Consider the following 26,083-nt stretch of genomic DNA (forward strand, 5'->3'; position numbering starts at 1 on the left):
TTTGCTACTGAAGGACATGACTGAATTACTGTGGAACCAGATGTTTTGCTGAAACGATATAGCGTGGGCGATCGCGACTTTGCCGGGGTACGCTTGCGCCGTGCTAACCTGAGTCGGTGTATTTTGACGGGCATTGATCTTTCCCGTGCCGATCTCACCGATGCTGCCCTACAGAGCACGAACCTGCAAGGGGCTGATTTGCGGGGGGCAATTCTCACTGGCGTGAATCTTAGTCAGGCGGATTTGCGGGGGGCGGATCTGCGGGGCGTGATTTTAATCAGTGCCGATCTCCGCTGGGTGTCGTTGCGCAAGGCCAACCTAACGGGGGCGGATCTCAGCCGTGCCAACCTTGCCAATGCCGATCTCAGTGAAGCCAACCTCACCGGTGCCCAACTGAGTGAAGCGATTTTGCGGGATGCTAATTTGACGCTCACGGATCTTACCCTTGCTGAGCTAGAACGTGCCAACCTCACCCGTGCCAACTTAACGGAAGCCTACCTGCGGGGCGCTGATCTTGCGGATGCCGTCTTGCGGGAAAGTCAACTGGTACAGGCCAATTTGCGCGGTGCCAACCTCAGTGCCACCAATCTGTACCAAGCCAATTTAGAGCGAGCCGTCCTGATTGGGGCGAATCTGCGTCGTGCCCGCCTTGAGGAAGCCCATTTGCGGGAAGTGGCCTTCAAAGAAGCCAACTTACGCCATGCCTGTTTGGACAAAGCCAATCTTGTTGGTGCCGATTTACGGGGAGTGAGCCTTGCCCAAGCACTGTTGCGGGGAGCCGATCTTAGTTCCGCGATTCTCATTGGTGCCAACTTAATGGGGGCGAATCTCAGCGGTGCCGATCTGCGGGGAGCCAATCTCATTGAAGCGATTCTTACCGGTGCCAGCCTCAATGGCGTTGATCTCAGTGCTGTGGATATGAGCGAGGCGATTTTGCCGGATGGCTATCTCTCGGAATAGCCTCAAGGGAAGACCGCTGCTGGTGTAGATTAGAAGATCGGTGATTTTGAGACAGGCATGGCAACCACGTATCGCATTGCTGTTTTGGCCGGGGATGGTATTGGTCCAGAAATTACGGCTGTTGCCCTCGATGTGTTACAGGCGATCGCCCCTCGCTTTGAATTGGCCTTTGACTTTATTCCTGCCCTTGTGGGCGGCTCTGCCATTGATGCTGTGGGGGAACCCTTGCCAGCAGCAACGCTGGAAACCTGTCGGCAAAGTGATGCCGTGCTTTTAGCCGCCATTGGCGGAACGCAGTGGGATAGCTTACCCCGTCATCTGCGCCCGGAGACGGGATTACTTGCCCTTCGCGCTGGTCTGGGTTTATTTGCTAACTTACGCCCCGCCAAGATTTTTCCGCAGCTGCTCCATGCCTCGTCCCTCAAGCCGGAAGTGATTGCCGGCGTGGATCTCATGGTGGTGCGTGAACTGACTGGCGGCATTTACTTTGGTCAACCGCGCGGTATTTTCACCACGGAAACGGGTGAGCAGCGGGGGGTGAATACGATGGCCTACACCGCCACGGAAATTGATCGCATTGGCCACGTGGCCTTTGAAACGGCTCGCAAACGGCAGGGCAAACTCTGCTCGGTGGATAAAGCCAATGTCCTTGAAGTTTCCCAACTGTGGCGCGATCGCCTGACTGCGCTTAGCGCTGAATATCCCGATGTGGAACTCAGCCACCTCTATGTGGACAATGCCGCAATGCAACTGGTGCGTGCCCCGAAACAGTTTGACACAATTGTCACCAGTAACTTATTTGGTGATATTCTCTCCGATATTGCTGCCATGCTCACGGGCAGTATTGGTATGCTTCCCTCCGCCAGCCTAGGGGAATCCGGGCCGGGTCTGTTTGAACCGGTTCATGGCTCGGCGCCCGACATTGCCGGCCAAGACAAAGCGAATCCCTTGGCAATGGTACTCAGTGCGGCCATGATGCTGCGTTATGGCCTCAACCAACCAGCAGCAGCGCAAGCGATCGAAGAAGCGATTACTGCTGTTTTAGATCAAGGCTACCGCACTGGCGATTTAATGGCTGAGGGCTGTACGCTGGTGGGCTGTCGCGAAATGGGCAACCTCTTGATTAAAGAATTATCCCAATAGGCTCCTACTCCTTTGCTAGTAATCTTCAACTACTAACCCCTAGCTATTACTCCCCCAACATTGCCCACCTTCTTTGATTGGCGAGTGCCTCTGCTAGGATGTTAGGAGCTTTTGGTGCTCTTGGTAATGCGAAGATTATCCCAACTGGAGAGGCTTGTTGAGCCTTTTCTCTGGTATTTCCGTCTTTTTGTCATTATTCCCGTCATTTTTAGCCTACTCAGTACCTTTGCTCTATTTATTCTCGGCAGTCATGAAATTCTTTTAGGGCTGGGCATCCAATTTCGCAATTATGGGGATTCCACAATTTATATCAAAACCCTTGGCTACATCATCACGGGTATTGATTTGTATTTAATTGGCATTATTTTGTTGCTGTTTGCCCTCGGTATCTATGAACTGTTTATTTCTAAAATTGATGCGGGTCTGGCTCGCGATCGCGCCACTGATGTTTCCCTGATGCAGGCTCAGAGCTTAGATCAGCTTAAGGATAAACTGCTAAAAACAATCGTCATGGCTCTAGTGGTGACTTTCTTTAAGCAACTGATTGCCTTCAATGTCAAAACGCCCCTTGACCTACTCTATCTGGCCACCGCAATTCTGATTATTGCCATCAGCACATACTTGATGTACCGCGTCAGTTCAGAAGCCCATCACTAGATGCTTAGGGTTTCCAAGAAATGGTGTTTCTAAGTAGCATGAATCTGCGCCAACAGGGCATCCACCTGCTCAATACTCAGGGGTTGCGAGAAATAATAGCCTTGGGCATAGTCACAGCCCAGTTCCCGCAGTCGCGTCACTTGATAGGGATGCTCCACCCCTTCGGCAATCACTTCGAGTTCTAGCCCCTTGGCAAGGCTGACAATGGCATCAATGACGAGGTGTTTTTGGCTAGTTTCGGTGATCAGCTTCACAAAGCTGCGATCCACTTTGAGGATGTCAATGGGAAGATTGGTCAAGTAGCACAGGGAAGAATAACCCGTGCCAAAGTCATCGAGGCTGAGCTTGATGTCTTGAGCCTTGAGTTTAAGTAATATGTCGCGCACCTGATCGGGCTGATCAATGCCTACACTTTCGGTCATTTCGAGGTGCAGGCAATGGGGGGGAATCTGGGTTTGCGCCAAGGCGGCTGAGATTTGCTCCAAAAGGGCAGGGTACATCAGTTGCCGATTCGATAAATTCACATTCACAGCAAGCTGAGCCTGGGGAAATGCCTCATGCCAGTGCTGAAGATCGCGGCAAGCCCGCCAGATCACCCAATCGCCAATGGGCAAAATCAGTCCCGTTTCCTCAGCAAGGGGAATGAAGCGATCGGGCAGTAATAAACCTTGGGTGGGATGTTGCCAGCGAATCAGGGCTTCAAAACCGTAGAGACGATTATCACTAAGACGATAGATGGGCTGATAAAAGAGGGTAAATTCATCCCGCTCAATAGCTTGGCGCAACCCCACTTCAAGGGAGAGGCGATCGCGCGCCATCAAATGCATTTCTTCACTAAAGACTTGATAGCGATTGCCCCCCGCCAGCTTGGCACGATACATGGCAATATCGGCATTGCGCAAGTAGTTTTCTGCTTTTTCAATGTGGGGCGATCGCGTGGCCACGCCGATACTCACCCGCAGCGTAATTGGTTGATCTTTGACCATAAAGGGTTTATCGAGTTCACAGCGAATGCGATCGCACACCCCCAAAGCATCGTTGTTGTCACGAATATCATCCAGCAAAATCACAAACTCATCGCCGCCAATACGAGCAACCGTGTCATCGGGGCGCACAATTCGGGTGAGGCGATTGGCCAATTCAATCAAAATCAAGTCACCGCAACTGTGGCCAAGGCTGTCGTTAATGACCTTGAACCGATCAATGTCAATGAACAAAATGGCAAACTTGTAGTCGGGACGACGCCGACCATGGCGAGCCGCCTGTTCAATGCGATCAAAGAGGAGCGTGCGATTGGCTAGCCCCGTCAGCGAGTCATGGAGGGCATCATGGAGCAACTGTGCCTCGGCAAGGCGATGTTCTGTCAAATCGGTCAGAGAACCCGCAACCCGCGTGGCATTCCCGTAGGCATCCCGCAACACCAGCCCCCGTGCCAACGCCCAGCGATAAGAGCCGTTGCGATGTTGAATGCGAAACTCTTGGTGGAAATGGGGGGTTTGGCCGCGCACATGGAGCATTAAATTCAATTTGACCCGCTCAACATCTTGGGGGTGTATCCGCTTGAGCCAATCGTCAATGTGGTTGCCAATTTCGTGATCCTGATAGCCGAGAATATTTTTCCAGCGCGAGGAATAAAACGTCTCATTGGTCGTCAAGTTCCAGTCCCAGATGCCATCATTGATGCCACGGGTGAGCAACGCGTAGCGATCGCTGGTTTCCAGCAACGCTGCTTGGGTTAACTTTATATCGGTGATGTTGTAGCCGCAGATCAGCCCCGCCCCATTGGGAAACCGCACAAAAGCCCAGATCATCTCTCGGACTTGGCTATCCGCACCATGGACAGGTACTTCCTGCCAACCGCTGGGGGGATGAATCATCCAATAGCGAATTTGCCGCTGGGTCTCTGGATCGGGAAAACACTGGCTCAAAAAATCCCGCGAGAGCAAGTCCCCCGTATCCCAGCCCAACTGGGTCGTCACCTCTTGGTTAATGGAGTAAATCTGCCCTTCATTGTCATAGAACAGGATCAGCAGAGGTAAACGGGCACAAACCCCCCGCAGCAACTCGTAGGGGTCTGCACTGGCTGGAAAATCAAATCCATAGCCCGCCTGCCCACCCATGATTGGCCGACCGAATTGAGGAAACAAAAACGAGGCATCGTGCTCCATAATCCTATCCTAGCTTTGGTGTTTGGGAAATAACAGCTGAAGCCAGCCAATGACCCTTGAAAGACCCCTTCCCTTTGGAGCCTCTTGCAACATTTTCCTTGCCAACCCCGCAGATTTTTGTATTTTCTAACCTGACTGGTTCAGCAGTAACTGTATTGTTGCCCTACCTCTGATGAGGTATATTTTAATCCCAAAACCCAGAAAATTTGCCGAGTGATTGCCTCATATTGCTCACTAGAGAGGAGGTCTTTTTTCTGATGTAAAAGAATTAACCGACTCAACTGTTCGGTGGCGGTTGCCAACTCCTCAGCCTCGGGATAAAGACTCTCCAATACAGCGCCTAGATCCGCTTCTGCCGTAGCCACCTGTGCTGCCCCTTCAGCAATCACAGGCTTGAGCATTGGCGCATACCGGCGCGCCGTAGGTAATAAATCTGGGAAATGGATAGGTGTACCATAATTACTTAGCGCTTGCTTTGCCAAGGGAACAATAGAAAAATTTTGGCTTCATTCAAAACCTACCACGCACCTCGGGGAAAAGGGGTTGCTTGGGCTACACTATCCTAGGGAATGTTCTAAATTTTTCTTTAATTTCTTGCTGCTTTTTATTGATTAGACTCATCCTTTGCTCTTATCTTTATAATTCATTAACATTTTTTTTGTCATAGTCAATCCTTAGGGTCTTCTAGGCTTTTTTGCGGCCATTGAGGGGTCGTTGCAACGAAACTCTTTTCAGAACGATAACGGCAAGGCGGTTGGTTTTTTCAGCCTAGTGCCCAAAAAAGCCCACAATCACCAGCGGAATAAAGAGGCTTAGGGCAACAATGAGGAGTAAATTTTCTGGCTCGACGTTAATGATCGTGGGTTGATTACGTTTCTTTTGGGGGTTTGGATCGGTCATGGCAGGATACCCGATGGATACCCCTAGCCTAACAAACGCTGTCGCAGCCCTTGCGCATGTTAATCGCTCGAAAGAATCGGCTATGATACTCTCAGGTGCCTAAATAAGCGGGGATCCCTATGCAGTGTCCCTATTGCCACCATACGGATAGTCGGGTTCTAGAGTCTCGATCGGCAGAGGGGGGGCAGAGTATTCGGCGGCGTCGAGAGTGCCTCCAATGTAGCCGTCGCTTCACCACCTACGAGCGGATTGAGTACGTTCCTATTACGGTCATTAAACGCAATGGCGATCGCGAGTCCTTTGATCGCTCAAAATTGTTGCGGGGCATCATGACCGCCTGTGGCAAAACCAACATTCCCCAACAAAAAATTGAAGCCCTCGTAGATGATATTGAGGCGGATTTGCAGTTGCGATCGCGCCGCGAAGTCACCAGCGCTGAATTGGGGGAAGCAGCACTCCAACGGCTGCGTCATCTTAGTGAAGTGGCCTATGTTCGTTTTGCTTCGGTCTATCGCCAGTTCCAAGGGATTAGTGATTTTGTTGCCGAATTAGCCCATCTCCAAGAGACCCCTGCTTCACCAGAGTTGGTGACGGCCTCCCAGTCTTAGCGCTGCTTCATCGGTAAGTCGGCATTAATTGTGTCAATGAGCCGCTGCTCCTCGTCATTGATCTGGTCAATGTAGTGATCAAAAATTTGCGCTAACTGCGGTGCATAGAAGCGGTGCAGGCTGTAGTTGGGCGTCGCTGGGAAGCCCCGCCGTTTTTTATGGCGTCCGCCTGCCCCCGGATCAAAGCGCTGAATGCCGTTGGCGATCGCCCATTCAATGGGTTCATAGTAACAGGCATTGAAGTGCAGGCAATCAATCTCCTGAGCACTGCCCCAATAGCGACCGTAGAGATTGGCTCCCTTGGTAATACAAAACGACATGGCAATGGGACGCTGACTGCCATTGCTGGGATAGGCAGCAAAGAGCACCACGCGGTGACGATAGCGATCGCTGAGGGCTTCAAAAAACTGCCGTGTTAGATACTTGCTGCCCCACCAGCCAAATTTGTCGCAGGTATCGGCATAGAAATCGTACATCTGTCGCAACAGGCTGCGGCTGACCTCATCCCCCTGATGAACCCGAAACGTGAGATCCGCTTGAGCCACGGCCTTGCGTTCCCGCTTGATGTTGCGGCGTTGGTTGGCATTGAAGTCCGCCAAATAGTCGTCAAAGGTCTGATAGTTGCGATTTTGCCAAATGTAACTGTGGTGGAGCCACGCACGATAACCGTAGGCTTCGGCAGCGGGTTGCCATTGGGGATCGACGTAGAGAAAGTGGCAACTGGAAAAACGGTGACGCTGACAGAGGCGATCAATTTCGTGGAGCATCACCTTGGTCATCAGAGCCACATCCACTCCCTCGGCCATGAGAAAGCGATAGCCCACCGCCGGCGTAAAGGGCGCCATCCCCAGCAGCTTCGGATAATAGCGAATGCCCAACCGCGCCGCCAGCTCTGCCCATTGGTGATCAAAGACAAATTCCCCTTGACTGTGGCCTTTGACATAGAGGGGAGCGGCAGCGACCAGTTCCCGCTGACCTTGGCGATCGCGCCAAACCAAGAGATGATGGGGGAGCCAACCGGTTTGCAGCGTTGCACTGCCAGAGGCTTCAATTTGGTGCAGCCATTCCCATTCAAAGAAGGGGGTTTCTAGGGGCAACGCAAGAGCATCCCACTGCTCCTCGGGAACGCTGGCGATCGCATTCACCCACTGAATCGTTAGCTCCGGTGCCAGTGCCGCTGCAAACTCTGCCATACCCCTCAGGGAAACTGCGTCTCTGTTGTACTATAGCAAGTGCTTTAGATAAAGACACTGCCATCGGGCATTAATGCCTGCTCCAAGCAAGCCTCCAGCAACAGGGCACTACTGAGATCAGCACGTATTAGGTTGGCTTGACGTAAATTGGCACCCTTGAGATTCGTGCGGGCTAGGTAGGCATCAATGAGGCGAGCTTCTTGCAAATCCGCCCTAGTGAGATCCGTACGCCGCAAATCCGCCTTATTCAAAACCGCTTCCCGCAAGTTCACCCCTTGAGCTTGGGCATCATCAAGCCGCGCCTCAGAGAGAATCGCTTGACTTAAATCCGCTTGCGTGAGAATCGCTCCCCGCAGGTCTGCTTGAGCCAGCCGCGACTGCCGTAAGTTGCTTCCCACCAGATTCGCCTCATAGAGAATGGCACGGGTGAGAATCGCCCCCTGAAGATTGGTATTTGCCAAATTGGCTTGGGTCAGGTTAGCGGCATTAAGGTTGGCCTCCTTGAGATTGGCTCCCTTGAGGTTAGCCCGTGATAAATCCGCTCCTGCCAAATTCGTTCCTTGGAGATCGACTTGGCGGAGATCTGCACCCACCAGACTTGCCCCCTCCTGATAGTTCTCTTTGCGAAAGTTAGCACTGCGCAGACAGGAGCCAGCCAAAACCGTATGGCTTAAATTCACCTGTCGCAAGTCACTACTCAGGAAGTTGCAGTCGCGAAAAACCGCCAATGTGAGATCTGCCCCCTGCAAATTGGCGCGATCAAAAACGCAACCATGACATTGGGCATCACGAAAATGGCTATCGTTAAAAACTGCTTGGGTAAAGTTGCATCCTTCCAAGCGTGCTCCCGTCAACAGAGCATAACTAAAATCAGCACGGCCAAAATGACAGAACTGCAAGTGTGCCCCCTGTAAACTAGCACCCCGCAAATCAATGCCGATTAAATCGGCGCCAACCAGATTGAGGCCAGTCAGATTCACAGTTTGAAAATTGGTTTGACCCTTGGCATAGCAGGCGAGCAATTCTGCGGATTCCATCGTTAGTCTCCAGCAGGGAGCAGCATTGGCATTCCAGCAATACCATACCTATAGTGAACCCTGCCAGTCCCCATACTGCAGTCCATAGTGTTGGAGAATCTCCTCACAGCGTGCTTGCATGTTTGGCGTTGGCGGCCAAGTCACGGCAATGCCTTCAATTTGGCTCAATTCGTAGTCAAAGCGGGAACAGGTTTGGGGCAACAGCCGCACAGAAATCCCATCAAGTAACTGCAAGTGGGCAGCCAGCTCACGATAGACGGCCAGTGGCAGGCGGGGATTGTAGTACACACGTTCACTCATGGGGCTGGGTAGGGGGGGTGGGCAGTGCACAACAATTGACATCATTCAAGCAAACTTTACCCCACGCTAAAGCCCAGCGCACAAGTGCCACACGATTTTCTGATTTTGTTTTCATCAGAATATTACTGATATGGTTATCTACCGTACGCTTGCTGATGTCTAGTTTGGCGGCAATGTCTTGGTTGGTTAGCCCCGCCGCCACAAGCTCCAACACCTGTAGCTCACGCTCCGACAGCAGTGAATACTCCAACCGATCGTCTTGCGGTATAGACATCCCTAAATCCGTATAATTACTTAGACCCTTATACTCATTCTAGTTGACGATTTCTCTCCTTGCTGCTCTTTTAGCCCAAAACCACACGATTCCCTTACACACGCCCGGCCATCAACGGGGTCGAGGCATGGAACCGCTGTTGCGTGCCCTTTGGGGAATGGCCTTAGCCCAAGATTTAAGTGAGTTGCCCGGCCTTGATAATTTGGCGCAGCCAACAGGAGTGCTGGCAGAGGCACAGGCGGCGGTAGCGGCGACGGCGGGGAGCGATCGCGCTTGGTTTTTGGTGAATGGTGCCACCAGTGGTCTTTTAGCCGCACTTCTAGCCACGGTAGGGCCGGGCGATCGCGTTCTTGTGGGGCGCAATGTCCACCGCTCAGTGATTGCGGGACTGGTGTTAACGGGGGCGAAGCCCATCTATTTGGGAGTCGCGGTTGATCCCCAGTGGGGGCTGCCGTTGCCCATTACCCGTGATGTGGTTGCCGCCGGCTTGGCTGCCTATCCCGATACCAAGGCGGTTGTGCTTGTCAGTCCCACCTATGAAGGCCTTTGCTCACCCTTGGTCGAGATTGCTCAGTGCGTCCATGACCACGGTTTGCCCCTCATTGTCGATGAAGCCCACGGCAGTCATTTTGCCTATCATCCCGCCTTTCCGGTAGCCGCTTTGGCCGCAGGCGCAGATGTGGTGGTGCAGTCGTGGCACAAAACCCTCGGCACGTTAACCCAAACGGCAGTGCTGCATCTGAAGGGGGAGCGGGTGTCTCCTGAGCGCTTGAGTCAAGCCCTGAACCTCGTGCAAACCACCAGTCCCAGCTATTGGTTTTTGGCAGCCCTTGAGCGGGCGGGGGTGCAGATGGCTGAGCAGGGAGAGCAAATCTACGCCCGACTTCTCCAGTGGGTTAAGACCTCTCAATGGCCTTTGCCGCGCTGGCAGCCCACAGGCATCCCTCAGGATCCGCTGCGATTGACCCTAGGGACGTGGTCGATCGGTCTGACGGGGTTTGCCCTAGATGAGCTGTTGCAACCGCAGATCATTGCTGAATTTCCCAGCGGGCGATCGCTCACCTTTTGCCTTGGCCTCGGTACCAGCCAAACAATGCTCGAAATCTTGGCCGATCGCCTAAAAAGTGTTTGCGCCGAATACTGCTACCATGCCCCTCTGCCACCACTGGCCATCCCCCCAATCCCTAACCTTGAAGAACCTACGCTCTCACCACGGGACGCCTACTTTTGCCCACAGGCATCGGTTCCCCTCAAGGCGGCCTTAAATGAGATTAGCGCCGAGACACTCTCCCCCTACCCACCGGGAATTCCCGCTGTTATCGCCGGGGAACGGATCACTGCATCAGTGATTGAAACCTTGCAAACCCTCCAAGAGCTGGGGGCAGAGATCGTGGGGGCTGCCGATCCTACGCTACAAACCCTAAGAATCTGTAGGGTCTAGTCTTCCCAGTCCTCCTCTTCAATGAGATGGCTCACCAAATGCTGTTCCAAGAGGGGTTGCAGGTGTTGAAAATCTTGGGGAGAGAGGAGTTCAGGTTCTTGACCGGGGACAAGACGGGCAACGTACAGGGTCGGACTCAGGGGCGTATAAACGCTGTATTCTCGCGTACCGCAAAAGAAGCTACTGCCGAGGGGTTGATACTCCTCAATGTCATCATCGGCTTCCACTTCAACCGTGAGAATCTCATCTTCATCCAGATCCGGTAGTTCACCCGCTACGGTGAGGGTCAGTGCAGTGCGCTTGAGGGTGAGGTTTTGTTCTTCAAGGATGGCACGGGCTGTATCAAAGACCGCATCAATTTCCTGCTCCTCTAGGGGCACCAAGGTTTCTTCCTCGTCGTTTTCGGCCACGACCGCAAAAATTTCTACGGGGTAGTCCACTGGCCGCAGCAGCGCATAGGTTTCCCCTTGCACATTCAGACGAAACTCGATGTAGCAGTCGAGGAAGCGACCGTCATCATCGTAAAGGCGGAGTTGCTCCATCTCCTCCTCGAAGTCTTCCTCCTCCCAGGGCTGCTCATTACTGTTTTGCTGGTTTTGATAGTTTGAACCCATGCTGCTTCGGTAAAAAGATTCCCTATGGCATTGGAGCATACCATGTAGCGGGTCGCCGTGGGGCATTCCCTGTGGCAACCTTGGTTAATTTTCTACAAAAAATTAAAATTAAGGGGGATCTAAGCCGGCAAATAGGGCGGCAACCACCTGTGCTGCCTTCTGATCGAGCTTGTGCCAGTCCACCTCCCCAGCAGGGTCAAAGAGGCTGAGGTCAGCTTGCACCTCCCCCACCTGAAAGTCATGGATGCCGCTGTAGTCGAGTTCTGGGGTGTACTGCTGAAAACAAATTTGGTAGCACAGCTCCCACAGGTTCACCCGCTCTTGGCGATCGCCCTGACGTAAGTGCAGCCAGTAGAGAATTTGTGGTTCGGCTTCACCACAGGGAATCTCAACGGTTTCATAGGTGCCCTGCCAAGGGGAAGTTTCTAGCGATCGCCGCAGATGATCAAGCAGGCGAATCAGTGCCGGTTGAATCAGTTGTGCCGCTGCATACCAAGGATGATCTGTGTTGGCCGTCATGAGACTAAGCGAGGGGTTTTTTGACATTGTAGGCTTCGTGGGAGAGCACACTACGGGGTTCAATGCGATCGCCCGTGTCATAGCAGATGAGGCGATAGTCATAGCTCAGGGGAATACTAATAATGCGGCGATCGTGATTCAGGCGCTTGCCCTTGAACTGGCGATAGTCGGCCCCTGCAAGGAGTTCTGCAATCACTTGGCGGGCTTTGAGGACAACCCACTTGGGCAATCCCTGTAGATCCACCACATCCTTGGCAAAGGTGGCCTCCCACTCCTGCCGTGCCAGTCGTGCCTGTTCCCGTTCTGCTACCTCTAGAGCTTTTGCTTGGATCAACTGAGCGCAGTAGTGGCAAACCTGACCATAGCCTTGGTGGCCGCAGGGAAATTTTTTCCGACGACGTGGCATAGGGCGTTCTCAAAAAAACTCAAAAAAAGCAAAACAGGGCAGAGAGTTATACCCCCCACCCTGAGCATCTATTGATATTTTCCGTCTAAAGGCGTACCACTGGCAACTTAGCCAAGCAGGGCATTGGCCTTGGCCACCACATTGTCCACCGTGAAGCCAAATTTCTCCATGAGGACGTTACCGGGAGCCGAGGCACCAAAGCGCTCGATCGACACCGTTGCATCGGCATAGCGGCACCAACCAAAACTCGAAGCCGCTTCTACAGCAAGGCGTTTTACCCCCGCAGGGAGCACACTGGCTTTGTACTCGGGAGACTGCTCCTCAAAGAGTTCCCAGGAGGGCATGGACACGACCCGCACCTTCTTGCCACTGGCCGTCAGGGTTTCAGCAGCCTTGACACAGAGGGAGACTTCTGAACCGGTGCCAATCAGGATCAAATCGGGCGTCCCTGCGCAATCTACCAGCGTGTAGGCACCTTTGGCGACATTGGCCGCAGAGGTACCGGCCAAGTTGGGGACATTTTGCCGCGTCAGTGCCAAGAGGGTTGGCTGTTTGCGGCGTTGGACGGCCACTTGGTAGGCACCCGAGGTTTCATTGCCATCGGCAGGACGGATCACCAGTAGGTTGGGAATGGCACGCAATGAGGCCAAGGTTTCCACGGGTTGGTGGGTAGGGCCATCTTCACCAAGAGCAATGGAGTCGTGGGTCATCACATAGATCACCCCCGCTTGGGAGAGGGCTGAGAGGCGCAGGGCAGGCCGCAGGTAATCGGCAAAGACCAAGAAAGTGGCACAGTAGGGAATCAAGCCGGAATTGTGGAGAGCAATGCCGTTGCAGATGGCGGCCATGCCGTGTTCCCGTACGCCAAAGCGAATGTTGCGATTTTGGTACTGGCCTTTTTGGAAGTCACCGGAGCACTTGAGTTCGGTGAGGTTGGAGTGGGTCAAGTCGGCAGAACCGCCAATGAGTTCCGGCAGATTGGGGGCGATCGCGTTCAGGCAAATTTCCGAATGCTTGCGGGTGGCCACAGCCTTATCTTCAGGAGTGTAGCTCGGCAGATTGGCATCCCAGTTGGCGGGCAGCTCACCCCGCAGCAGCCGTTCAAATTCGGCAGCCTCCTCAGGATACTTTTGGCGATAGGTGGCGAGGGTTTGGTTCCACTCCGCTTCATAGCTAGCACCGCGCTCCACGGCTTTGCGGAAGTGGTTGAGGACATCCTCGGGGACAACAAAAGGCTCATAGTTCCAGCCAAGGTTTTCGCGGGTGAGCTTGACTTCCTCAGGCCCAAGAGCAGCGCCGTGCACCCCAGCGGTGTTGGCTTTGTTGGGGGAACCATAGCCAATGGTAGTGGTGACTTTAATGAGTGAAGGTTTATCGGTTACGGCTTTGGCCGCTTCAATGGCTTTGGCAATGCCCGCAAGATCCGTATTGCCATCGGCGACGTGCTGCACGTGCCAACCATAGGCCTCAAAGCGCTTGCAGACATCCTCTGTAAAGGCAATGTCGGTGGAACCGTCAATGGAAATGTGGTTATCGTCGTAGAGGGCAATGAGTTTGCCTAAGCCCCAGTGACCCGCAAGGGAGCAGGCTTCGCCGGAGATGCCCTCCATGTTGCAGCCATCGCCAAGGATAACGTAGGTGTAGTGATCCACTAGTTTGACATCGGGCTTGTTGAAGCGAGCCGCTAAATGGGCTTCCGCCACTGCTAAGCCAACGGCGTTACAAATCCCTTGACCGAGAGGGCCTGTGGTCACCTCCACACCGGGGGTTTCAAAGTTTTCCGGGTGACCGGGTGTGCGCGATCCCCATTGGCGAAACTGTTTAATGTCCTCGATGGTGACGCTGTCGTAGCCCGTGAGGTAGAGCAGGGCATACTGCAACATACAGCCATGACCCGCCGAAAGGACAAAGCGATCGCGATTGAACCACTGCGGATTTTTGGGGTTAAACCGCATGAACTGGTTCCACAGCACATAGGCCATGGGTGCTGCCCCCATTGGTAGGCCGGGGTGCCCGGAGTTGGCCTTTTGCACCGCATCGATCGCTAGGAAACGAATCGCATTAATACAGAGTTCATCAAGGGATTGAGTCACCGCAGGCATTGCTTTCTCTCTCTAATTGGGTTTGCAGCAGACAGTTAACGATCGGGAGTAAATTTGCGGAAGGCCAACGTCACGTTGTGCCCACCAAAGCCAAAGGAGTTGGACAAAGCCACCGTCACCGGACAAGCCCGGCTCTGATGGGGAACATAGTCCAGATCGCAGGCAGGATCCGGTTGCTCCAAGTTAATTGTAGGGGGGATGCGATCGTGGGCAACTGCCATCACCGTTGCGATCGCCTCAATACCCCCTGACCCCCCTAGGAGGTGCCCCGTCATGGATTTTGTCGAACTCACGGGAACGCGACGGGCATTTTCCTCACCAAGGGCACGTTTAATGGCGGCAGTTTCCGTACTGTCGTTGGCGGGGGTGCTTGTACCGTGGGCATTGATATAGCTCACCTGATCCGGGGCAATCTCCCCATCCTTGAGGCAGGCTTCAATGGCACGGGCCGCCCCTTCTCCCCCCGGTGAGGGAGCAGTCATGTGGTAGGCATCACAGGTCAAGCCATAGCCCACCATTTCTGCATAGATGCGTGCCCCCCGGGCAAGGGCAAATTCCAATTCTTCAAGGATCAAGATGCCTGCCCCTTCCCCAAGGACAAAGCCATCGCGGTTGAGGTCAAAGGGACGGCTGGCATGGTGGGGGTCATCATTGCGGGTGGACAGGGCACGGGCTGCCGCAAAACCCGCCACCGATAGGGGAGTAATCGCTGCCTCAGTACCGCCACAGATCATCGCCTTGGCATAACCGTGCTGCACCATGCGGAAGGCATCGCCAATGGCATTGGAACCCGCTGCACAGGCGGTCACGGAACAGGAATTGGGGCCTTTGGCACCGGTGTGAATGGCGGTGAGTCCGGCGGCCATATTGGCAATCATCATCGGGATCATAAAGGGACTACAGCGATCGGGCCCCTTGGTGAGATAGACCTCCTGCTGATCCTCCATCACCTTTAGCCCGCCCACACCCGTACCAATAATGATGCCAATGTCAGTGGCATTGCCCTCGTCAATCGTCAATTGGGCATCTGCAAGGGCTTGCTTACTGGCAGCCACGGCAAATTGAGCAAAGCGATCCATGCGTTTGGCATCTTTGCGATCCATGTAGAGGGTGGGATCAAAGCCACGCACCTCACCCGCAATGCGGCAGTCATGACGACTGGCATCAAAAGCCGTGATGTAATCAATGCCGTTGCGACCGGCCATTAACCCTTCCCAATACTCCGCAAGGGTGTTGCCGAGGGGGGTAATTGCCCCCATCCCCGTGACAACGACCCGTTTTTGGTGCGCCTTTGCCATGGATCTATGCAGCTACCTTATTGTTGATAAAGTCAAGGACATCTTGGACGGTTTTCAGTTTTTCCGCCTCTTCGTCGGGAATTTCCACACCAAACGCTTCCTCAAGTGCCATGATCAACTCCACGGAGTCAAGGGAGTCAGCATTGAGATCCTCGGCAAAACTTGCTTCGGGCACAACTTTTTCTGCATCAACACTGAGTTGATCGGCAACAATGGCTTTTACTTTTTCGAGAATTTCAGACTGATTCATAGATGCCTTAACCGGATGGACAACGATTGAGAACAGTAATTGATGCGGGCGATCGCCATTCCTCAAATCTAGGATGTTTCGTGCCCAGAATCAACGCGCCATAATTATAGGACAGATTGGGGATCCCCTAGGATGCTTCCGCAACTGTGATAAGCTACAGTTTGGATACTTGACACCAACAACGCTACATCCACTATTGCCCTCCCTTCACCGAGTTGCCGATGCATTTTACGATTGCCAGTCTGCTTGCCAACTTTAGCGAAGATAAATTTGTTGCCCCCAAGGTTCTCGAAAAAAAACTCGGCTGTGACGATCCTGAGAGCCAGCGAGAACTGGAAATTGCCCTCGATGCCCTAGAACGCATTGGCCTGCTTATTAAAGAACGGGGCAAGTATCGCCGCGCCAGTGATGATGGCTTGATTGAAGGGCGGCTGCGCTGCTCCAGCAAAGGGTTTTGCTTTGCGATTCAGGATACCGAGGGTGCCGAAGATATTTTTGTGCGCGAGCATCAACTCAGCACTGCTTGGAATGGCGATCGCGTGCTGGTGCGGGTCACCCGTGAAGGCCGCCGCAAGAAATCTCCAGAGGGGGAAGTGAAACTGATCCTTGAGCGGGGAAACCCCTCGGTGATTGCCCGGGTGAAACAGACCGAAGATGGGTTTCGGGCCACACCCCTCGACGATCGCCTGCTCTTTGAAATTGCCCTTGAACCCAATGACCTCGTCCCCGATCTATCCACGGTGGTGGATCAACTGGTGCATGTGAACATTCGCCGCTATCCCTTGGGGGGGTACCTGCCGACGGGGGAAATTGGCCAGATCCTAGGGAGTGATGCCCAATCGGCACCTGCTTTGGACTTGATTTGCTGCAAACATAATCTTGTCCGCCAATTTAGCCCCGCCCTGCGGACAGCAGCCGCCACCTTAAATGCCCAGTTGGAAACCTTGGACTTGAGCGATCGCCAAGACTTGCGGGAACTGGTCACCATTACCTTAGTGGCTCCCGGCCAAGAACCCCAAGTGGCCTTTTCCCTCGATGCCCTCGAGCAAAATCTCTGGCAGTTGGGGATTCACATTAGCGATGTGGGGGGATTGCTCCCCCGTGATGAACTGCTGGATCGCACTGCTCGCCGTCAGGGTATGACCCTCGCCACCCCTGAACTGAGTTTGCCCCTCTTGCCGCAGGAATTGGAGAGGTTGCGCTTGCTGCCGGGGGGCGATCGCGCTGCCATTTCGCTGCTGATGGTGATCAACAATGCCGGTGAAGTTCAGTCCTACAGAATTTACCGCAGTTGTATCCGCGTTGATGCCTGTGTCACCAGTGAGCAGGTGGCGGCCACCCTTGCCCTAGGGGATAGTTCCGGTGATTGGTTGCGTGCCCTGATTCACCTTGCCAATGCCGTGAGTCAGCAACGACAGGCACGGGGGAGTATTGAAGTCACCCCAGCGGATGCCCTGAGCCTTGCCTATGCCGATGAGGGTCTCGCCCCCGCCATTCCCCTACCGAGGGTCACCCCTTGGACAAGCTTAGTGATCCTTGCCAATGAACTCCTTGCCCGTCATTTGGCGAAGTTGGGGGTACCGGCTCTCTACCGCACGCAGCCTGTGCCCGAACTCTATGCCGTGCAGGATTTTCTCAAGCTCTGCCAAAATCTCAACTTGCCCTTGAGCCTAGACAATCCCGCGCAGGTCACGCCCCGCGACTGTCAGCGCTTTATGGCACAATTGGCCACCTCGGATCTGGCAGCCGTGTTGCAGGAACTGTTGCTCGATAAACTCAAACCCGCCAGCGATGCCGCCGTGGCGCTGCTCCACTTTAGTTTGGCCACTGGCGAGGGCTATGGCCATTTCTGCTCACCCCTCCAACGCTACACTGACATTGTGAATCAGCGCATTTTGCACATTCTCCTGACGGAAGGGCGCGATCGCCGCGGGCCACGGGCAAAAGAGCGCGTCAATCTTGGCGAATCCAGTTGCTTGGAGCAGGTGAATTGGACCGTCTTCACCACCGATACCCAGCGGGAAGTGGACACCCTGGTTAATGAATTAGCCCCTCACCTCCAAGAGCGGGAGCGGCAAACCTACGCCGCATGGAAAGATTTGGTGGGCTTGCAACGGGTGCGCCAAGTCCAAGCCTGCATCGGCGAAGTGCGTTCGGGCATTATTACCGGCGTGCAGTCCTATGGCTTCTTTGTGGAACTGATTGACTTTAATGTTGAGGGCTTAGTCCACGTCAGCTCCCTCAAGGATGACTGGTATGAATACCGTGCCCATGCCCAAACCTTGACGGGTCGGCGTAACCGCTTGCGCTACCGCTTGGGCGATCGCGTGGAAGTCCTGATTAAAAATGTGGATTCCTACCGCCAGCAGGTGGATTTGGCGGTCATTAGTGGTGGCTCCCAAGCGACGGAAGAAGATCTGAACGGCGCTAGTGATGGTGGGGAAGCCCTCACTCCTTCTGAGGATGACGCTCCTGAGACTCTCTAAACCAGCAGTTGACGTTTTGCAGGGAGTGGGCAGCGATTGAAAATCGTTTATTTTGGCACACCGGAGTTTGCCCTTGCGCCGCTACAACGGCTGCTGGAAACAGAGACCTATCAAGTGTTGGGGGTGGTCACCCAGCCCGATCGCCGACGGGGACGGGGCAACCAATTATCGCCTTCTCCGGTCAAGGCCTTAGCCCTTTGTCACGGGTTACCAGTTTGGCAGCCGGAACGTCTGCGTCGGGATCCAGAGCTGCCTGAGGTCTTGCGATCGCTAGGCGCTGATGTCTTTGTGGTGGTGGCCTACGGTCAAATCCTGCCCCCGTCGATCCTTGAGATTCCCCGTTACGGCTGCATCAACATCCACGGCTCGCTGCTGCCGAAGTATCGCGGTGCCGCTCCCATTCAGTGGGCACTCTACCATGGCGAAGGGGAAACCGGCGTGACGACGATGCGCATGGATGCGGGTATGGACACAGGCCCAATGCTCCTGAAGCGCAAAGTAACGATTCATCTAGGAGATAACGCTGCTACCCTCAGTGCCAAGCTCAGTGACATCGGTGCCGACCTCCTACTAGAAACCTTGCAGCAACTGCCACAGCTTCAACCCGAACCCCAAAACGACGCTGAGGCTACCTACGCACCGCTCATTCAAAAAAGTGACTATGCCATTGATTGGGGGCGATCGGCCCTAGCCCTTCACAACCAAGTGCGCGCCTTTTACCCCTATGCCTATACCCAGTGGCAAGACACCCCCTTGAAACTGCTGCAAACGTGGCCATTGGTGCCCGAAGTGAGGGCCGAATTACCGGAACCTTTACAGTCTTTTGTTTGTGAGCCTGAGGCAGCTTCCGCCCCGGGTACGGTGGTAGAGCTAATTAAGGGATGGGGCTCCGTGGTACAGACGGGCAAGGGTCGCCTGCTGCTGAGTCAAGTGCACTTGAGTGGTCGCAAAGCCCAATCGGGGTGGGATTTTGTCAATGGGGTACGGCTGGCGATCGCCACTCAATTCGATATGATGCCCTCAGCCCTGTAACTGAGTTTTAAGCACGCGGGGCTTAATGTAACTAAATGTTACGATTTTGCCGTTTTGACAGCATTTCACCTTGACACCCCTCGGATCGGCTCACTACACTGGCACACATACCTAGGTACGTCTCTAACCCCTATGGAAGATAAGCAAAAGGTTACGTTGTATCTATCCCCCGATGTGCACCGCCAGCTCAAGATTGCCGCTGTCGTCGAGCAGGAAACGATGTCCACCCTTGCTGAACGTGCCATTGAATTTCTGCTGGCTCACCCAGACGTACTGGCGGAATATGCCGAGCAAAAGCATGGCAATGTGCATCGGGTTTACCACTGCCCAGAGTGTGCTAGTGCCCTTGTCCTGCGGGGGGATGAGCTAACGGCCTTGGTCAATCAGCCCACAGTGATTGATGACGACAGCCTCAGTGTTCCTTCGCTCTCCGTCGAGTTGGTGTCTGCCCGCTAGTGGCGGGGGTGTTGGGTCAGCCTTGAAAGAAGGAGGTGATTGCTGTGCAAGAAGAATTGAGTATCCTCATCCAAGCGCAATATCCGTTGATCTACCTCCTGACCTCTGAAGAAGAGCGGGCTGAGCAGGCGATCGCCACCATTGCCCAAAGTCAAGTCGGGCCTCAAGGGCGGTCTCCCCGCAAGCTCTACATCTGGACAGTGACCCACGGCATGGTCGAGTATGGCCATCCCCGCAACAACAGTCACCACAACACTGTCTCGCCGGAAGCTGCCATTCAATGGGTTGTTCACCAACGGGAACCGGGCATCTACGTCTTCAAGGATTTGCACCCCTTCATTGATTCGCCCCCTGTGACTCGTTCTTTACGGGACGCGATCGCCAGCTTCAAAAGCAGCCACAAAACCATTATTCTCATGTCCCCAGAAGCAGCGCAGCGGATTCCTGTCGAACTGGAAAAAGAAATCGTTGTCGTTGACTACCCCCTACCCAGTATCAACGAACTAGATCAGGTTCTCGGGGAGCAACTGGATCCCCGCAATCGCCGCCTCACCCCTGAAGTACGGGAAAAACTCGTCAAAGCCACCCTTGGCCTGACGCGGGATGAAGCTGAAAAAGTCTTTCGCAAAGCCAAAGTGACCGCTGGGCGCCTTACGGAAGCCGAAGTGGACATCATCCTCTCTGAGAAAAAGCAACTCATCCGCCGCAATGGCATCCTCGAGTATATGGAAGTGGATGAAACCATTGATTCGGTCGGCGGTCTAGAGGAACTGAAAGTCTGGTTACGCCAACGCTCCAACGCCTTCAGTGAAAAGGCGCGTGAATACGGCTTACCGCAACCGAAGGGGATGTTAATTTTGGGGGTCCCCGGCTGTGGGAAGTCCCTGATTGCCAAAACCACCTCCCGCCTTTGGGGCTTGCCGTTGCTGCGCCTTGATATGGGGCGCGTCTATGACGGTTCAATGGTGGGGCGATCGGAAGCGAATTTGCGCAATGCCCTGAAAACCGCTGAATCGATCTCCCCTGCCATTCTCTTCATTGATGAAATGGACAAGGCCTTTGCGGGCGGAGCAGGCTCCTCGGACTCCGATGGCGGTACCTCAAGCCGGATCTTTGGCTCCTTCCTCACTTGGATGCAGGAGAAAAAGTCTCCCGTCTTTGTCTTGGCGACAGCCAACCGCGTCGAACGGCTCCCCGGTGAATTTTTGCGCAAAGGTCGCTTTGACGAAATTTTCTTTGTGGATTTGCCCAATGCCGAGGAGCGCAAGGAAATCTTTCGCATTCACCTCACCAAGCGCCGCCGCGACATTGATCGCTTTGACCTCGAGCAACTCGCCAATATCTGTGATGGCTTTTCAGGTGCCGAGATTGAGCAGGCCATCATTGCTGCCATGTACGAAGCCTTTGCTCAAGGGCGCGAGTTTACCCAGTTAGACATTATTGCCGCTAGCCGTGCCACTCAACCCCTTTCCAAGACGATGCAAGAGCAGGTCACGGCACTGCGGGATTGGGCACGCCAACGGGCGCGTCCGGCGGCTGCTTCAGTGGCTGAATACCAGCGACTGGAGTTTTGACAAGCTTCCTTCTGTCTGCCCTGCGCAGATGGGAGAAAGACCCGACCACAGGGGTTTGGTTCGCCATAAATTGTGGTTCATTCAGTCCAATGTTTCTGTCTCAATCTGGAGGAAATCCACATGTCTCACTTCAGCACCCTGCGTACGAAAATTACCGATGCTGAAATCTTGAAAGCGTCCCTGCGGGATCTGGGCATTACGGTGAAAACCAATGCCGATGTGCGTGGCTACAATGGCCAACGTGTTCGCTCTGACATCGTCGCTGTCCTCGATGGCGAGTATGATCTGGGCTGGTCTCGCAATGCTGATGGCACCTTTGATCTGATTGCTGACCTCTGGGGTGTGGCCAAAAAACACAACCAAACGGAGCTGATCAACTCGATCAACCAAAAATATGCCATCAACAAAACCTTGGCTGAGGTGAAGCGTCCTGGCCTTCAGAACGCCAACGTCAAGCTTGTGGTGCATAGCTAATCCTGTTGCCAATTGCTTTGTACTGTCTAGCGCGCGTTCCCAAGTAATCCGCTGGCTGACTCCCTAGGGGTCGGCCTCTTTTTTTATCTCAGGATTACGAATATGGTATTTTGGCGGTACAGGGAAGGATGGCTTATAGTTATTGAGTTCTGGCCAGCACATTCAAGAGCGTTTTTCTCCAGAGGCTAACCTAGTCGTTGCCAGTGGAGATGTCTGTGAGGTGATTCGTCAGGTGCCGGATAAGGCCATGACGCTCATCTTTACGTCGCCGCCCTACAACCTCGGCAAGGCCTATGAAACCCCGGTGGCGATTGAGGACTATCTCCAAAGCCAAAGCCAAGTGATTGCCGAGCTATATCGAGTGCTGCGGCCAGAGGGAAGTTTGTGCTGGCAAGTGGGGAATTTTGTTCAAGGGGGAGAGGTGTATCCCTTGGATATTTTGTTTTATCCCCTGTTCAAGCGGTTGGGTTTGAAGCTGCGCAATCGCATCATCTGGAAATTTGGCCATGGTCTCCATGCCACAAAGCGCTTTTCTGGCCGCTATGAAACGATTCTCTGGTTCACGAAGTCCGATCACTACATCTTTAATTTGGATGCCGTGCGTATTCCAGCCAAATATCCGGGGAAACGCCATTTCAAAGGTCCCAATAAGGGCAAACCCTCGGGCAATCCCTTGGGCAAAAATCCATCCGATGTCTGGGAAATCGTTCTTCAGGATTGGCAAGAACTGGTGTGGGATATTCCCAATGTCAAGTCCAATCATCCTGAAAAAACATTGCATCCCTGCCAGTTTCCCATTGAGTTAGTGGAGCGGTGCGTTCTCGCCCTCAGCCATGAAGGGGATTGGGTCTTTGACCCCTATATGGGGGTGGGATCATCCCTCTTGGCTGCCCTAATGCACAATCGGCGGGCGATGGGCTGTGAAAAGGAACCCACTTATGTCAACATTGCTCGCCAGCGGATTCAGGCCTATGAAAATGGCACCCTGCCCTACCGTCCCCTCGGCAGACCGGTGTACGCCCCCACAGGGCATGAGAAAATAGCCCAAGTTCCTGAAGAGTGGCAACAGTGAATTGGCGATCGCTCGATGAACGGGTACGCATTCAATCCAAGTGGGTGACCTTGATTGCCGAGAAGTGGTTGACGGACACAGGTGAAACCCTAGAATACTGGCGGGTAGAAAAGGCGGACTCGGTGATTGTCCTGCCGCTGCAAGGGAAGGATTTAATCTGCCTGCCGCCAACCTTTCGGGTGGGGGTTCAGCGAGCTACGGTGGATTTTCCCGGTGGCAGAGTAGGGTCGGATCAAGATCCGATCGCGATCGTGCCGCAAATTTTGACACGGGAATTGGGAATTACCGCTAATGTCATTCAAGGAATCACCCCGATCAGTGAGCAGCCTTGGCTAGTCAATATACACCACCGTTTCCTCGCCGTGACTCTCTACCCATGTGTCGAGCTGCTGTTGATACGCTTGTCGCTCTGCCTCACACCGTTCTTGGTAACGTATCTGTTTTTTTTGCGGGTGATGCCCATCTGGTCGAGGGCATAACTAATGGTGGAAACTTGAACGCCAAATCGCTGGGCACGGTCGATTAAACGGTCATCGGGATGGGCAGCAACATCGGCTGCTAAGGCCGCCCAATCCAGCTTCCAAGGACGACGGGGGACAACTGTGGGGGCTAAGTCGTCTCGCTTCAGCCAGCGATGGATAGTGGCGCGGCTCACCTGAAAAATTTGAGTCGCTTCACTGATTTTGCCACCTTGCTTGATATAGGAGACAACCCGCTCTCGTAAGTCCAAGCTATAGCTCATATTCTTGAGTAACATTCATGACGCTTTGAGTATAGCCTATGCCTCTTGAAAATATCTCACTCCCTTTGGAAACAGCTATAGCTATACGTTGACATCTCCCCTATTGCCAAACTTTTATTTTCCCCTAGGGCAAATTTTTGAGCTATGAGCCTATCGGTCAATTATTGCTATAGAGGCTAAAGAGCGATCGAAAGTCGAAGAGACGAATCAACATTGGCCAAAAGGCATCTAGGCCATTGGGGGCTTTGGGTTTGTGCCACCATGTGAGGCCACCATAGAGCAGTTGTACAAGGTGCCGCTGTGCCTCATCACTGACCTCTAAAAACCGCAGGTAAATGCAGCACCGCTCCTCTTCAGTGCGGGTACGAACCACGGCTGCGGTGACGCTAAAGTCCTGTTCCAAAAAGGTCAGCGTGCCGACGGTATCTCTTTGGGCTTCGATAAAACGCCCTGCGGTCAGCAATAGGGCAGCACCAGTCTCCGACACATCGCGGGTATAGCCCCAGTAGGTTTGATCCCCCAGTTGGAAACGACATACAGTGCAAACGGGAAAGCGATCGCTCTGACGGCGGGTGGGCTGATCAATGGAGGACAGAACCGCAATCAAGGCAATAAAGGCGTTGTAGAGCGTCCAAGCCAGCATCACCTCTAAACCCGCCCGTTCATACTCCATTGGTGGCCAGATATGGAGCCAGTAACCCCCATAGCGGATAAAGACCCCCACCCCGACTGCAATCACAAACGCCGCCAGCGGCCATGTATAGCGCAAATTCAACCGCTTCCGATTGGAGAGGGTGCCCTTGTTAGTGACAATGCTGCCAATTTTACCGAAGGGATTGCGGAGGATTTTAATCAGTTGCACCATCCCCGGAAAGGCAAAGGTCACCTCATAGACTTCACCCCAGACGGAAAAATACCGCCCTTCTGTCGCCCAGCTAAAGGTGGCAATTACTAACAGCGTGTAGGGCAGGGCATAGAAAAGGTACTCACCCAACGTCGCCACCGTTAGGGAGATGCCTGTCATTAGGCTCAAAAACGGACCAACGAGAAAGCAGGTGCGGGTAAAGGGATTGATGTTGTGCAACAGCAGCGAGAGGTGGCAACTGCGCTGAAACCACGACAGTTTTGACCAAATGGGGAGATCATCACCACAGAAATAGATTTGCATATTCCCCTGTAGCCAGCGCAGCCGTTGCTCCAGATGATCTTGGAAGTTGCGAGGAGACTCCCCCATGCTGAGGATTTCATTGAGGTAAACGAGGCGATAGCCAGCGATCTGCATTTTGGTTCCCGTTTGGAAATCCTCGACCACACAGCGGGTGTAATAGCCGCCTACGGCTTCTAGGTCACGGCGGCGCACCACATAGGAGGTACCGCAGCAGATAATAGCGTTGCCAAAGTCCCGCCCCGGCTGAATAAAGCCAAAAAAGTACTCCATATCGCCGGGCATCATGAACTCAATGCCAAGGTTTTGGGAGTGGTAGTCAGGGTTAAAGAAGTGCTGGGGGGTCTGCACCATGGACACGTGATCATCTTGAAAGAAGCCCACGGTGCGGCTCAGGAAGTTCTGAAACGGAATAAAGTCGGCATCAAAAACAGCAATCAGTTCACCAGTGGTGTATTTCAGGGCATGGTTGAGGTTCCCTGCTTTGCGGTGCTCATTGGTGGGACGGGTGAGATAGTTGACCCCCAGATGCTCACAGAGATCCGCAATTTCCGATCGCCGACCATCATCGAGGACATAGATGCTTTTATTTCGGTAGTTGATCGCCTGACAGGCCACAATCGTCCGCCGCAAAATATAGGGAGGCTCATTATAGGTGGGAATGAAAATATCCACACTGGGGCAGTATTCACCACTGAGAACCGCCTGCTGATAGTAATTGGCCTGTCGCGATCGCCATGCGGTCGTCAGCCATGCCGTCTGATAGAAGTAAAGCAAATAGGTGAAAAAGTAGAGCACCTCAAGACCATAGAAGCCAATACTGGCAGTAAAGCTCAACCAGTGGGCATCATTGAGCGTCACCCAGCCCCGCCACACCAGATAGCGGCAGCCAAAGAGAATAACAATGAAGCGAATAATCAAGCGTGTGACATTGTTGCTGGGAATAAAATTGAGGGCAACTGCCATCACTGCTGCAAGGACAATGGGCCACCACACGCTTAAATCATCGGTGGGCATCTGCAGGAGGTCAGGCAGAGGCCGCAACTGATCGGGATTCACTAAATCAACGGGAAAGAGCGTCGGTCGCCACACCGTCGCCAACAGCACACCAAAGAGGAATAGGATGCTGAAAACAAAAAGACCCCAGACCCACGGTGAAACCAGTTGCGGGGGGGAAGTGGGCTTGGGTGGCTCATGGGTCATAAGGAGACC

At 53.7% G+C, this 26,083-nt stretch carries 27 protein-coding genes; 12 read left to right on the plus strand and 15 right to left on the minus strand.

All coding sequences use genetic code 11. From position 1 onward, the window contains the following. Positions 1-45: 45 nt before the first annotated feature. The 3 genes from RHJ80_RS09990 to RHJ80_RS10000 all read left to right on the plus strand — a co-directional run bounded on the left by RHJ80_RS09990 (position 46) and on the right by RHJ80_RS10000 (position 2,760). On the plus strand, positions 46-960 hold the full coding sequence (locus tag RHJ80_RS09990) for a pentapeptide repeat-containing protein (protein ID WP_302677693.1): 915 nt from the start codon (positions 46-48) through the stop codon (positions 958-960). 57 nt (positions 961-1,017) lie between these two features. Then, the gene (gene leuB / locus RHJ80_RS09995) at positions 1,018-2,103 is read left to right on the plus strand and encodes a 3-isopropylmalate dehydrogenase (RefSeq protein ID WP_206200046.1); all 1,086 of its coding nucleotides are present in this window, start codon (positions 1,018-1,020) and stop codon (positions 2,101-2,103) included. A 126-nt stretch (positions 2,104-2,229) separates the two neighbouring features. Beyond that, entirely contained in the window at positions 2,230-2,760 is a 531-nt protein-coding gene (locus RHJ80_RS10000; RefSeq protein WP_149819084.1) for a YqhA family protein, read from the plus strand. Positions 2,761-2,789: 29 nt separating this feature from the next. Here RHJ80_RS10000 and RHJ80_RS10005 read toward each other — a convergent pair whose 3' ends face one another. The 3 genes from RHJ80_RS10005 to RHJ80_RS10015 form a co-directional block, all read right to left on the minus strand. Next, positions 2,790-4,928, minus strand: coding sequence for an EAL domain-containing protein (locus RHJ80_RS10005; RefSeq protein WP_310800913.1), 2,139 nt, complete (start codon positions 4,926-4,928; stop codon positions 2,790-2,792). Between the two features lie 140 nt (positions 4,929-5,068). Beyond that, a complete protein-coding gene (locus tag RHJ80_RS10010) occupies positions 5,069-5,329 on the minus strand; it encodes a hypothetical protein (protein WP_310800914.1) in 261 nt (86 codons plus the stop codon). A gap of 367 nt (positions 5,330-5,696) precedes the next feature. Then, on the minus strand, positions 5,697-5,828 hold the full coding sequence (locus RHJ80_RS10015) for a hypothetical protein (protein ID WP_255451724.1): 132 nt from the start codon (positions 5,826-5,828) through the stop codon (positions 5,697-5,699). Between the two features lie 119 nt (positions 5,829-5,947). Between RHJ80_RS10015 and nrdR the strand changes: the two genes are divergently transcribed. Further along, positions 5,948-6,436, plus strand: a complete 489-nt coding sequence (gene nrdR / locus RHJ80_RS10020) for a transcriptional regulator NrdR (protein WP_206200049.1) — start codon at positions 5,948-5,950, stop codon at positions 6,434-6,436. On the opposite strand, the gene RHJ80_RS10025 is transcribed toward nrdR, so the two are convergent. The 4 genes from RHJ80_RS10025 to RHJ80_RS10040 are packed head-to-tail and all read right to left on the minus strand — an operon-like array spanning position 6,433 to position 9,240. Then, positions 6,433-7,629 (minus strand): GNAT family N-acetyltransferase, encoded by a 1,197-nt coding sequence (locus tag RHJ80_RS10025; RefSeq protein WP_310742734.1) that lies wholly within the window; start codon positions 7,627-7,629, stop codon positions 6,433-6,435. The two genes, nrdR and RHJ80_RS10025, sit on opposite strands and share 4 nt — an antisense overlap. A gap of 44 nt (positions 7,630-7,673) precedes the next feature. Next, on the minus strand, positions 7,674-8,666 hold the full coding sequence (locus RHJ80_RS10030) for a pentapeptide repeat-containing protein (protein WP_206200051.1): 993 nt from the start codon (positions 8,664-8,666) through the stop codon (positions 7,674-7,676). A gap of 48 nt (positions 8,667-8,714) precedes the next feature. Then, complete coding sequence (locus RHJ80_RS10035; protein WP_302678207.1) at positions 8,715-8,966, minus strand: hypothetical protein; 252 nt, start codon at positions 8,964-8,966, stop codon at positions 8,715-8,717. Continuing rightward, complete coding sequence (locus tag RHJ80_RS10040) at positions 8,959-9,240, minus strand: helix-turn-helix transcriptional regulator (protein WP_011057702.1); 282 nt, start codon at positions 9,238-9,240, stop codon at positions 8,959-8,961. The genes RHJ80_RS10035 and RHJ80_RS10040 overlap by 8 nt, the downstream gene beginning before the upstream one ends. Before the next feature lie 43 nt (positions 9,241-9,283). Here RHJ80_RS10040 and RHJ80_RS10045 point away from each other — a divergent pair, with 43 nt between their 5' ends. Next, a complete protein-coding gene (locus RHJ80_RS10045; RefSeq protein WP_310800915.1) occupies positions 9,284-10,681 on the plus strand; it encodes an aminotransferase class I/II-fold pyridoxal phosphate-dependent enzyme in 1,398 nt (465 codons plus the stop codon). On the opposite strand, the gene RHJ80_RS10050 is transcribed toward RHJ80_RS10045, so the two are convergent. The 6 genes from RHJ80_RS10050 to acpP all read right to left on the minus strand — a co-directional run bounded on the left by RHJ80_RS10050 (position 10,678) and on the right by acpP (position 15,870). After that, positions 10,678-11,223 (minus strand): DUF3727 domain-containing protein, encoded by a 546-nt coding sequence (locus tag RHJ80_RS10050; RefSeq protein ID WP_302677684.1) that lies wholly within the window; start codon positions 11,221-11,223, stop codon positions 10,678-10,680. The two genes, RHJ80_RS10045 and RHJ80_RS10050, sit on opposite strands and share 4 nt — an antisense overlap. 180 nt (positions 11,224-11,403) lie before the next feature. Further along, the gene (locus RHJ80_RS10055) at positions 11,404-11,814 is read right to left on the minus strand and encodes a hypothetical protein (RefSeq protein WP_190278265.1); all 411 of its coding nucleotides are present in this window, start codon (positions 11,812-11,814) and stop codon (positions 11,404-11,406) included. A 4-nt stretch (positions 11,815-11,818) separates the two neighbouring features. Beyond that, positions 11,819-12,220, minus strand: a complete 402-nt coding sequence (locus RHJ80_RS10060) for a hypothetical protein (RefSeq protein WP_310800916.1) — start codon at positions 12,218-12,220, stop codon at positions 11,819-11,821. A gap of 107 nt (positions 12,221-12,327) precedes the next feature. After that, on the minus strand, positions 12,328-14,322 hold the full coding sequence (gene tkt / locus RHJ80_RS10065) for a transketolase (RefSeq protein ID WP_206200056.1): 1,995 nt from the start codon (positions 14,320-14,322) through the stop codon (positions 12,328-12,330). 35 nt (positions 14,323-14,357) lie between these two features. Continuing rightward, complete coding sequence (fabF, locus tag RHJ80_RS10070) at positions 14,358-15,620, minus strand: beta-ketoacyl-ACP synthase II (RefSeq protein ID WP_206200057.1); 1,263 nt, start codon at positions 15,618-15,620, stop codon at positions 14,358-14,360. A 4-nt stretch (positions 15,621-15,624) separates the two neighbouring features. Continuing rightward, positions 15,625-15,870, minus strand: coding sequence for an acyl carrier protein (acpP, locus tag RHJ80_RS10075; protein ID WP_149819108.1), 246 nt, complete (start codon positions 15,868-15,870; stop codon positions 15,625-15,627). Positions 15,871-16,091: 221 nt separating this feature from the next. On the opposite strand from acpP, the gene RHJ80_RS10080 reads away from it, so the two are divergent. The 7 genes from RHJ80_RS10080 to RHJ80_RS10110 all read left to right on the plus strand — a co-directional run bounded on the left by RHJ80_RS10080 (position 16,092) and on the right by RHJ80_RS10110 (position 23,443). Further along, the gene (locus RHJ80_RS10080) at positions 16,092-18,356 is read left to right on the plus strand and encodes a ribonuclease R family protein (protein ID WP_206200058.1); all 2,265 of its coding nucleotides are present in this window, start codon (positions 16,092-16,094) and stop codon (positions 18,354-18,356) included. A 36-nt stretch (positions 18,357-18,392) separates the two neighbouring features. After that, positions 18,393-19,388: a methionyl-tRNA formyltransferase gene (fmt, locus tag RHJ80_RS10085; protein WP_310800917.1), complete on the plus strand. Its 996-nt coding sequence runs from the start codon at positions 18,393-18,395 to the stop codon at positions 19,386-19,388. Between the two features lie 132 nt (positions 19,389-19,520). Next, positions 19,521-19,844, plus strand: coding sequence for a ribbon-helix-helix domain-containing protein (locus RHJ80_RS10090; RefSeq protein ID WP_206200060.1), 324 nt, complete (start codon positions 19,521-19,523; stop codon positions 19,842-19,844). A gap of 44 nt (positions 19,845-19,888) precedes the next feature. After that, positions 19,889-21,418, plus strand: coding sequence for an AAA family ATPase (locus RHJ80_RS10095; RefSeq protein WP_206201683.1), 1,530 nt, complete (start codon positions 19,889-19,891; stop codon positions 21,416-21,418). A gap of 120 nt (positions 21,419-21,538) precedes the next feature. Next, positions 21,539-21,892 (plus strand): DUF1257 domain-containing protein, encoded by a 354-nt coding sequence (locus RHJ80_RS10100; protein ID WP_149819118.1) that lies wholly within the window; start codon positions 21,539-21,541, stop codon positions 21,890-21,892. Positions 21,893-22,139: 247 nt separating this feature from the next. Then, positions 22,140-22,964, plus strand: coding sequence for a site-specific DNA-methyltransferase (locus RHJ80_RS10105; RefSeq protein WP_206201684.1), 825 nt, complete (start codon positions 22,140-22,142; stop codon positions 22,962-22,964). Next, positions 22,952-23,443 (plus strand): hypothetical protein, encoded by a 492-nt coding sequence (locus tag RHJ80_RS10110; protein WP_310800919.1) that lies wholly within the window; start codon positions 22,952-22,954, stop codon positions 23,441-23,443. Before RHJ80_RS10105 ends, RHJ80_RS10110 begins: the two co-directional genes overlap by 13 nt. Here the strand turns inward: RHJ80_RS10110 and RHJ80_RS13210 are convergent. Both RHJ80_RS13210 and RHJ80_RS10115 read right to left on the minus strand, forming a co-directional pair. Beyond that, a complete protein-coding gene (locus RHJ80_RS13210) occupies positions 23,335-23,721 on the minus strand; it encodes an IS630 transposase-related protein (protein WP_206200062.1) in 387 nt (128 codons plus the stop codon). The genes RHJ80_RS10110 and RHJ80_RS13210 overlap by 109 nt on opposite strands. 142 nt (positions 23,722-23,863) lie before the next feature. After that, positions 23,864-26,074, minus strand: coding sequence for a glycosyltransferase (locus tag RHJ80_RS10115; RefSeq protein ID WP_310800920.1), 2,211 nt, complete (start codon positions 26,072-26,074; stop codon positions 23,864-23,866). Between the last annotated feature and the right edge of the window lie 9 nt (positions 26,075-26,083).

It is taken from the genome of Thermosynechococcus sp. QS41 (genome assembly GCF_031583515.1).
In the GTDB taxonomy this organism is placed as follows: domain Bacteria; phylum Cyanobacteriota; class Cyanobacteriia; order Thermosynechococcales; family Thermosynechococcaceae; genus Thermosynechococcus.

Coding starts and splice junctions, on each gene's coding strand:
- leuB (WP_206200046.1), top strand. CDS start 1,018: ATGGCAACCACGTATCGCATTGCTGTTTTGGCCGGGGATGGTATTGGT.
- RHJ80_RS10000 (WP_149819084.1), top strand. CDS start 2,230: ATGCGAAGATTATCCCAACTGGAGAGGCTTGTTGAGCCTTTTCTCTGG.
- RHJ80_RS10005 (WP_310800913.1), bottom strand. CDS start 4,928: ATGGAGCACGATGCCTCGTTTTTGTTTCCTCAATTCGGTCGGCCAATC.
- RHJ80_RS10010 (WP_310800914.1), bottom strand. CDS start 5,329: ATGCTCAAGCCTGTGATTGCTGAAGGGGCAGCACAGGTGGCTACGGCA.
- RHJ80_RS10015 (WP_255451724.1), bottom strand. CDS start 5,828: ATGACCGATCCAAACCCCCAAAAGAAACGTAATCAACCCACGATCATT.
- nrdR (WP_206200049.1), top strand. CDS start 5,948: ATGCAGTGTCCCTATTGCCACCATACGGATAGTCGGGTTCTAGAGTCT.
- RHJ80_RS10025 (WP_310742734.1), bottom strand. CDS start 7,629: ATGGCAGAGTTTGCAGCGGCACTGGCACCGGAGCTAACGATTCAGTGG.
- RHJ80_RS10030 (WP_206200051.1), bottom strand. CDS start 8,666: ATGGAATCCGCAGAATTGCTCGCCTGCTATGCCAAGGGTCAAACCAAT.
- RHJ80_RS10035 (WP_302678207.1), bottom strand. CDS start 8,966: ATGAGTGAACGTGTGTACTACAATCCCCGCCTGCCACTGGCCGTCTAT.
- RHJ80_RS10040 (WP_011057702.1), bottom strand. CDS start 9,240: ATGTCTATACCGCAAGACGATCGGTTGGAGTATTCACTGCTGTCGGAG.
- RHJ80_RS10050 (WP_302677684.1), bottom strand. CDS start 11,223: ATGGAGCAACTCCGCCTTTACGATGATGACGGTCGCTTCCTCGACTGC.
- RHJ80_RS10055 (WP_190278265.1), bottom strand. CDS start 11,814: ATGACGGCCAACACAGATCATCCTTGGTATGCAGCGGCACAACTGATT.
- RHJ80_RS10060 (WP_310800916.1), bottom strand. CDS start 12,220: ATGCCACGTCGTCGGAAAAAATTTCCCTGCGGCCACCAAGGCTATGGT.
- tkt (WP_206200056.1), bottom strand. CDS start 14,322: ATGCCTGCGGTGACTCAATCCCTTGATGAACTCTGTATTAATGCGATT.
- fabF (WP_206200057.1), bottom strand. CDS start 15,620: ATGGCAAAGGCGCACCAAAAACGGGTCGTTGTCACGGGGATGGGGGCA.
- acpP (WP_149819108.1), bottom strand. CDS start 15,870: ATGAATCAGTCTGAAATTCTCGAAAAAGTAAAAGCCATTGTTGCCGAT.
- RHJ80_RS10080 (WP_206200058.1), top strand. CDS start 16,092: ATGCATTTTACGATTGCCAGTCTGCTTGCCAACTTTAGCGAAGATAAA.
- RHJ80_RS10090 (WP_206200060.1), top strand. CDS start 19,521: ATGGAAGATAAGCAAAAGGTTACGTTGTATCTATCCCCCGATGTGCAC.
- RHJ80_RS10100 (WP_149819118.1), top strand. CDS start 21,539: ATGTCTCACTTCAGCACCCTGCGTACGAAAATTACCGATGCTGAAATC.
- RHJ80_RS10105 (WP_206201684.1), top strand. CDS start 22,140: ATGACGCTCATCTTTACGTCGCCGCCCTACAACCTCGGCAAGGCCTAT.
- RHJ80_RS13210 (WP_206200062.1), bottom strand. CDS start 23,721: ATGTTACTCAAGAATATGAGCTATAGCTTGGACTTACGAGAGCGGGTT.
- RHJ80_RS10115 (WP_310800920.1), bottom strand. CDS start 26,074: ATGACCCATGAGCCACCCAAGCCCACTTCCCCCCCGCAACTGGTTTCA.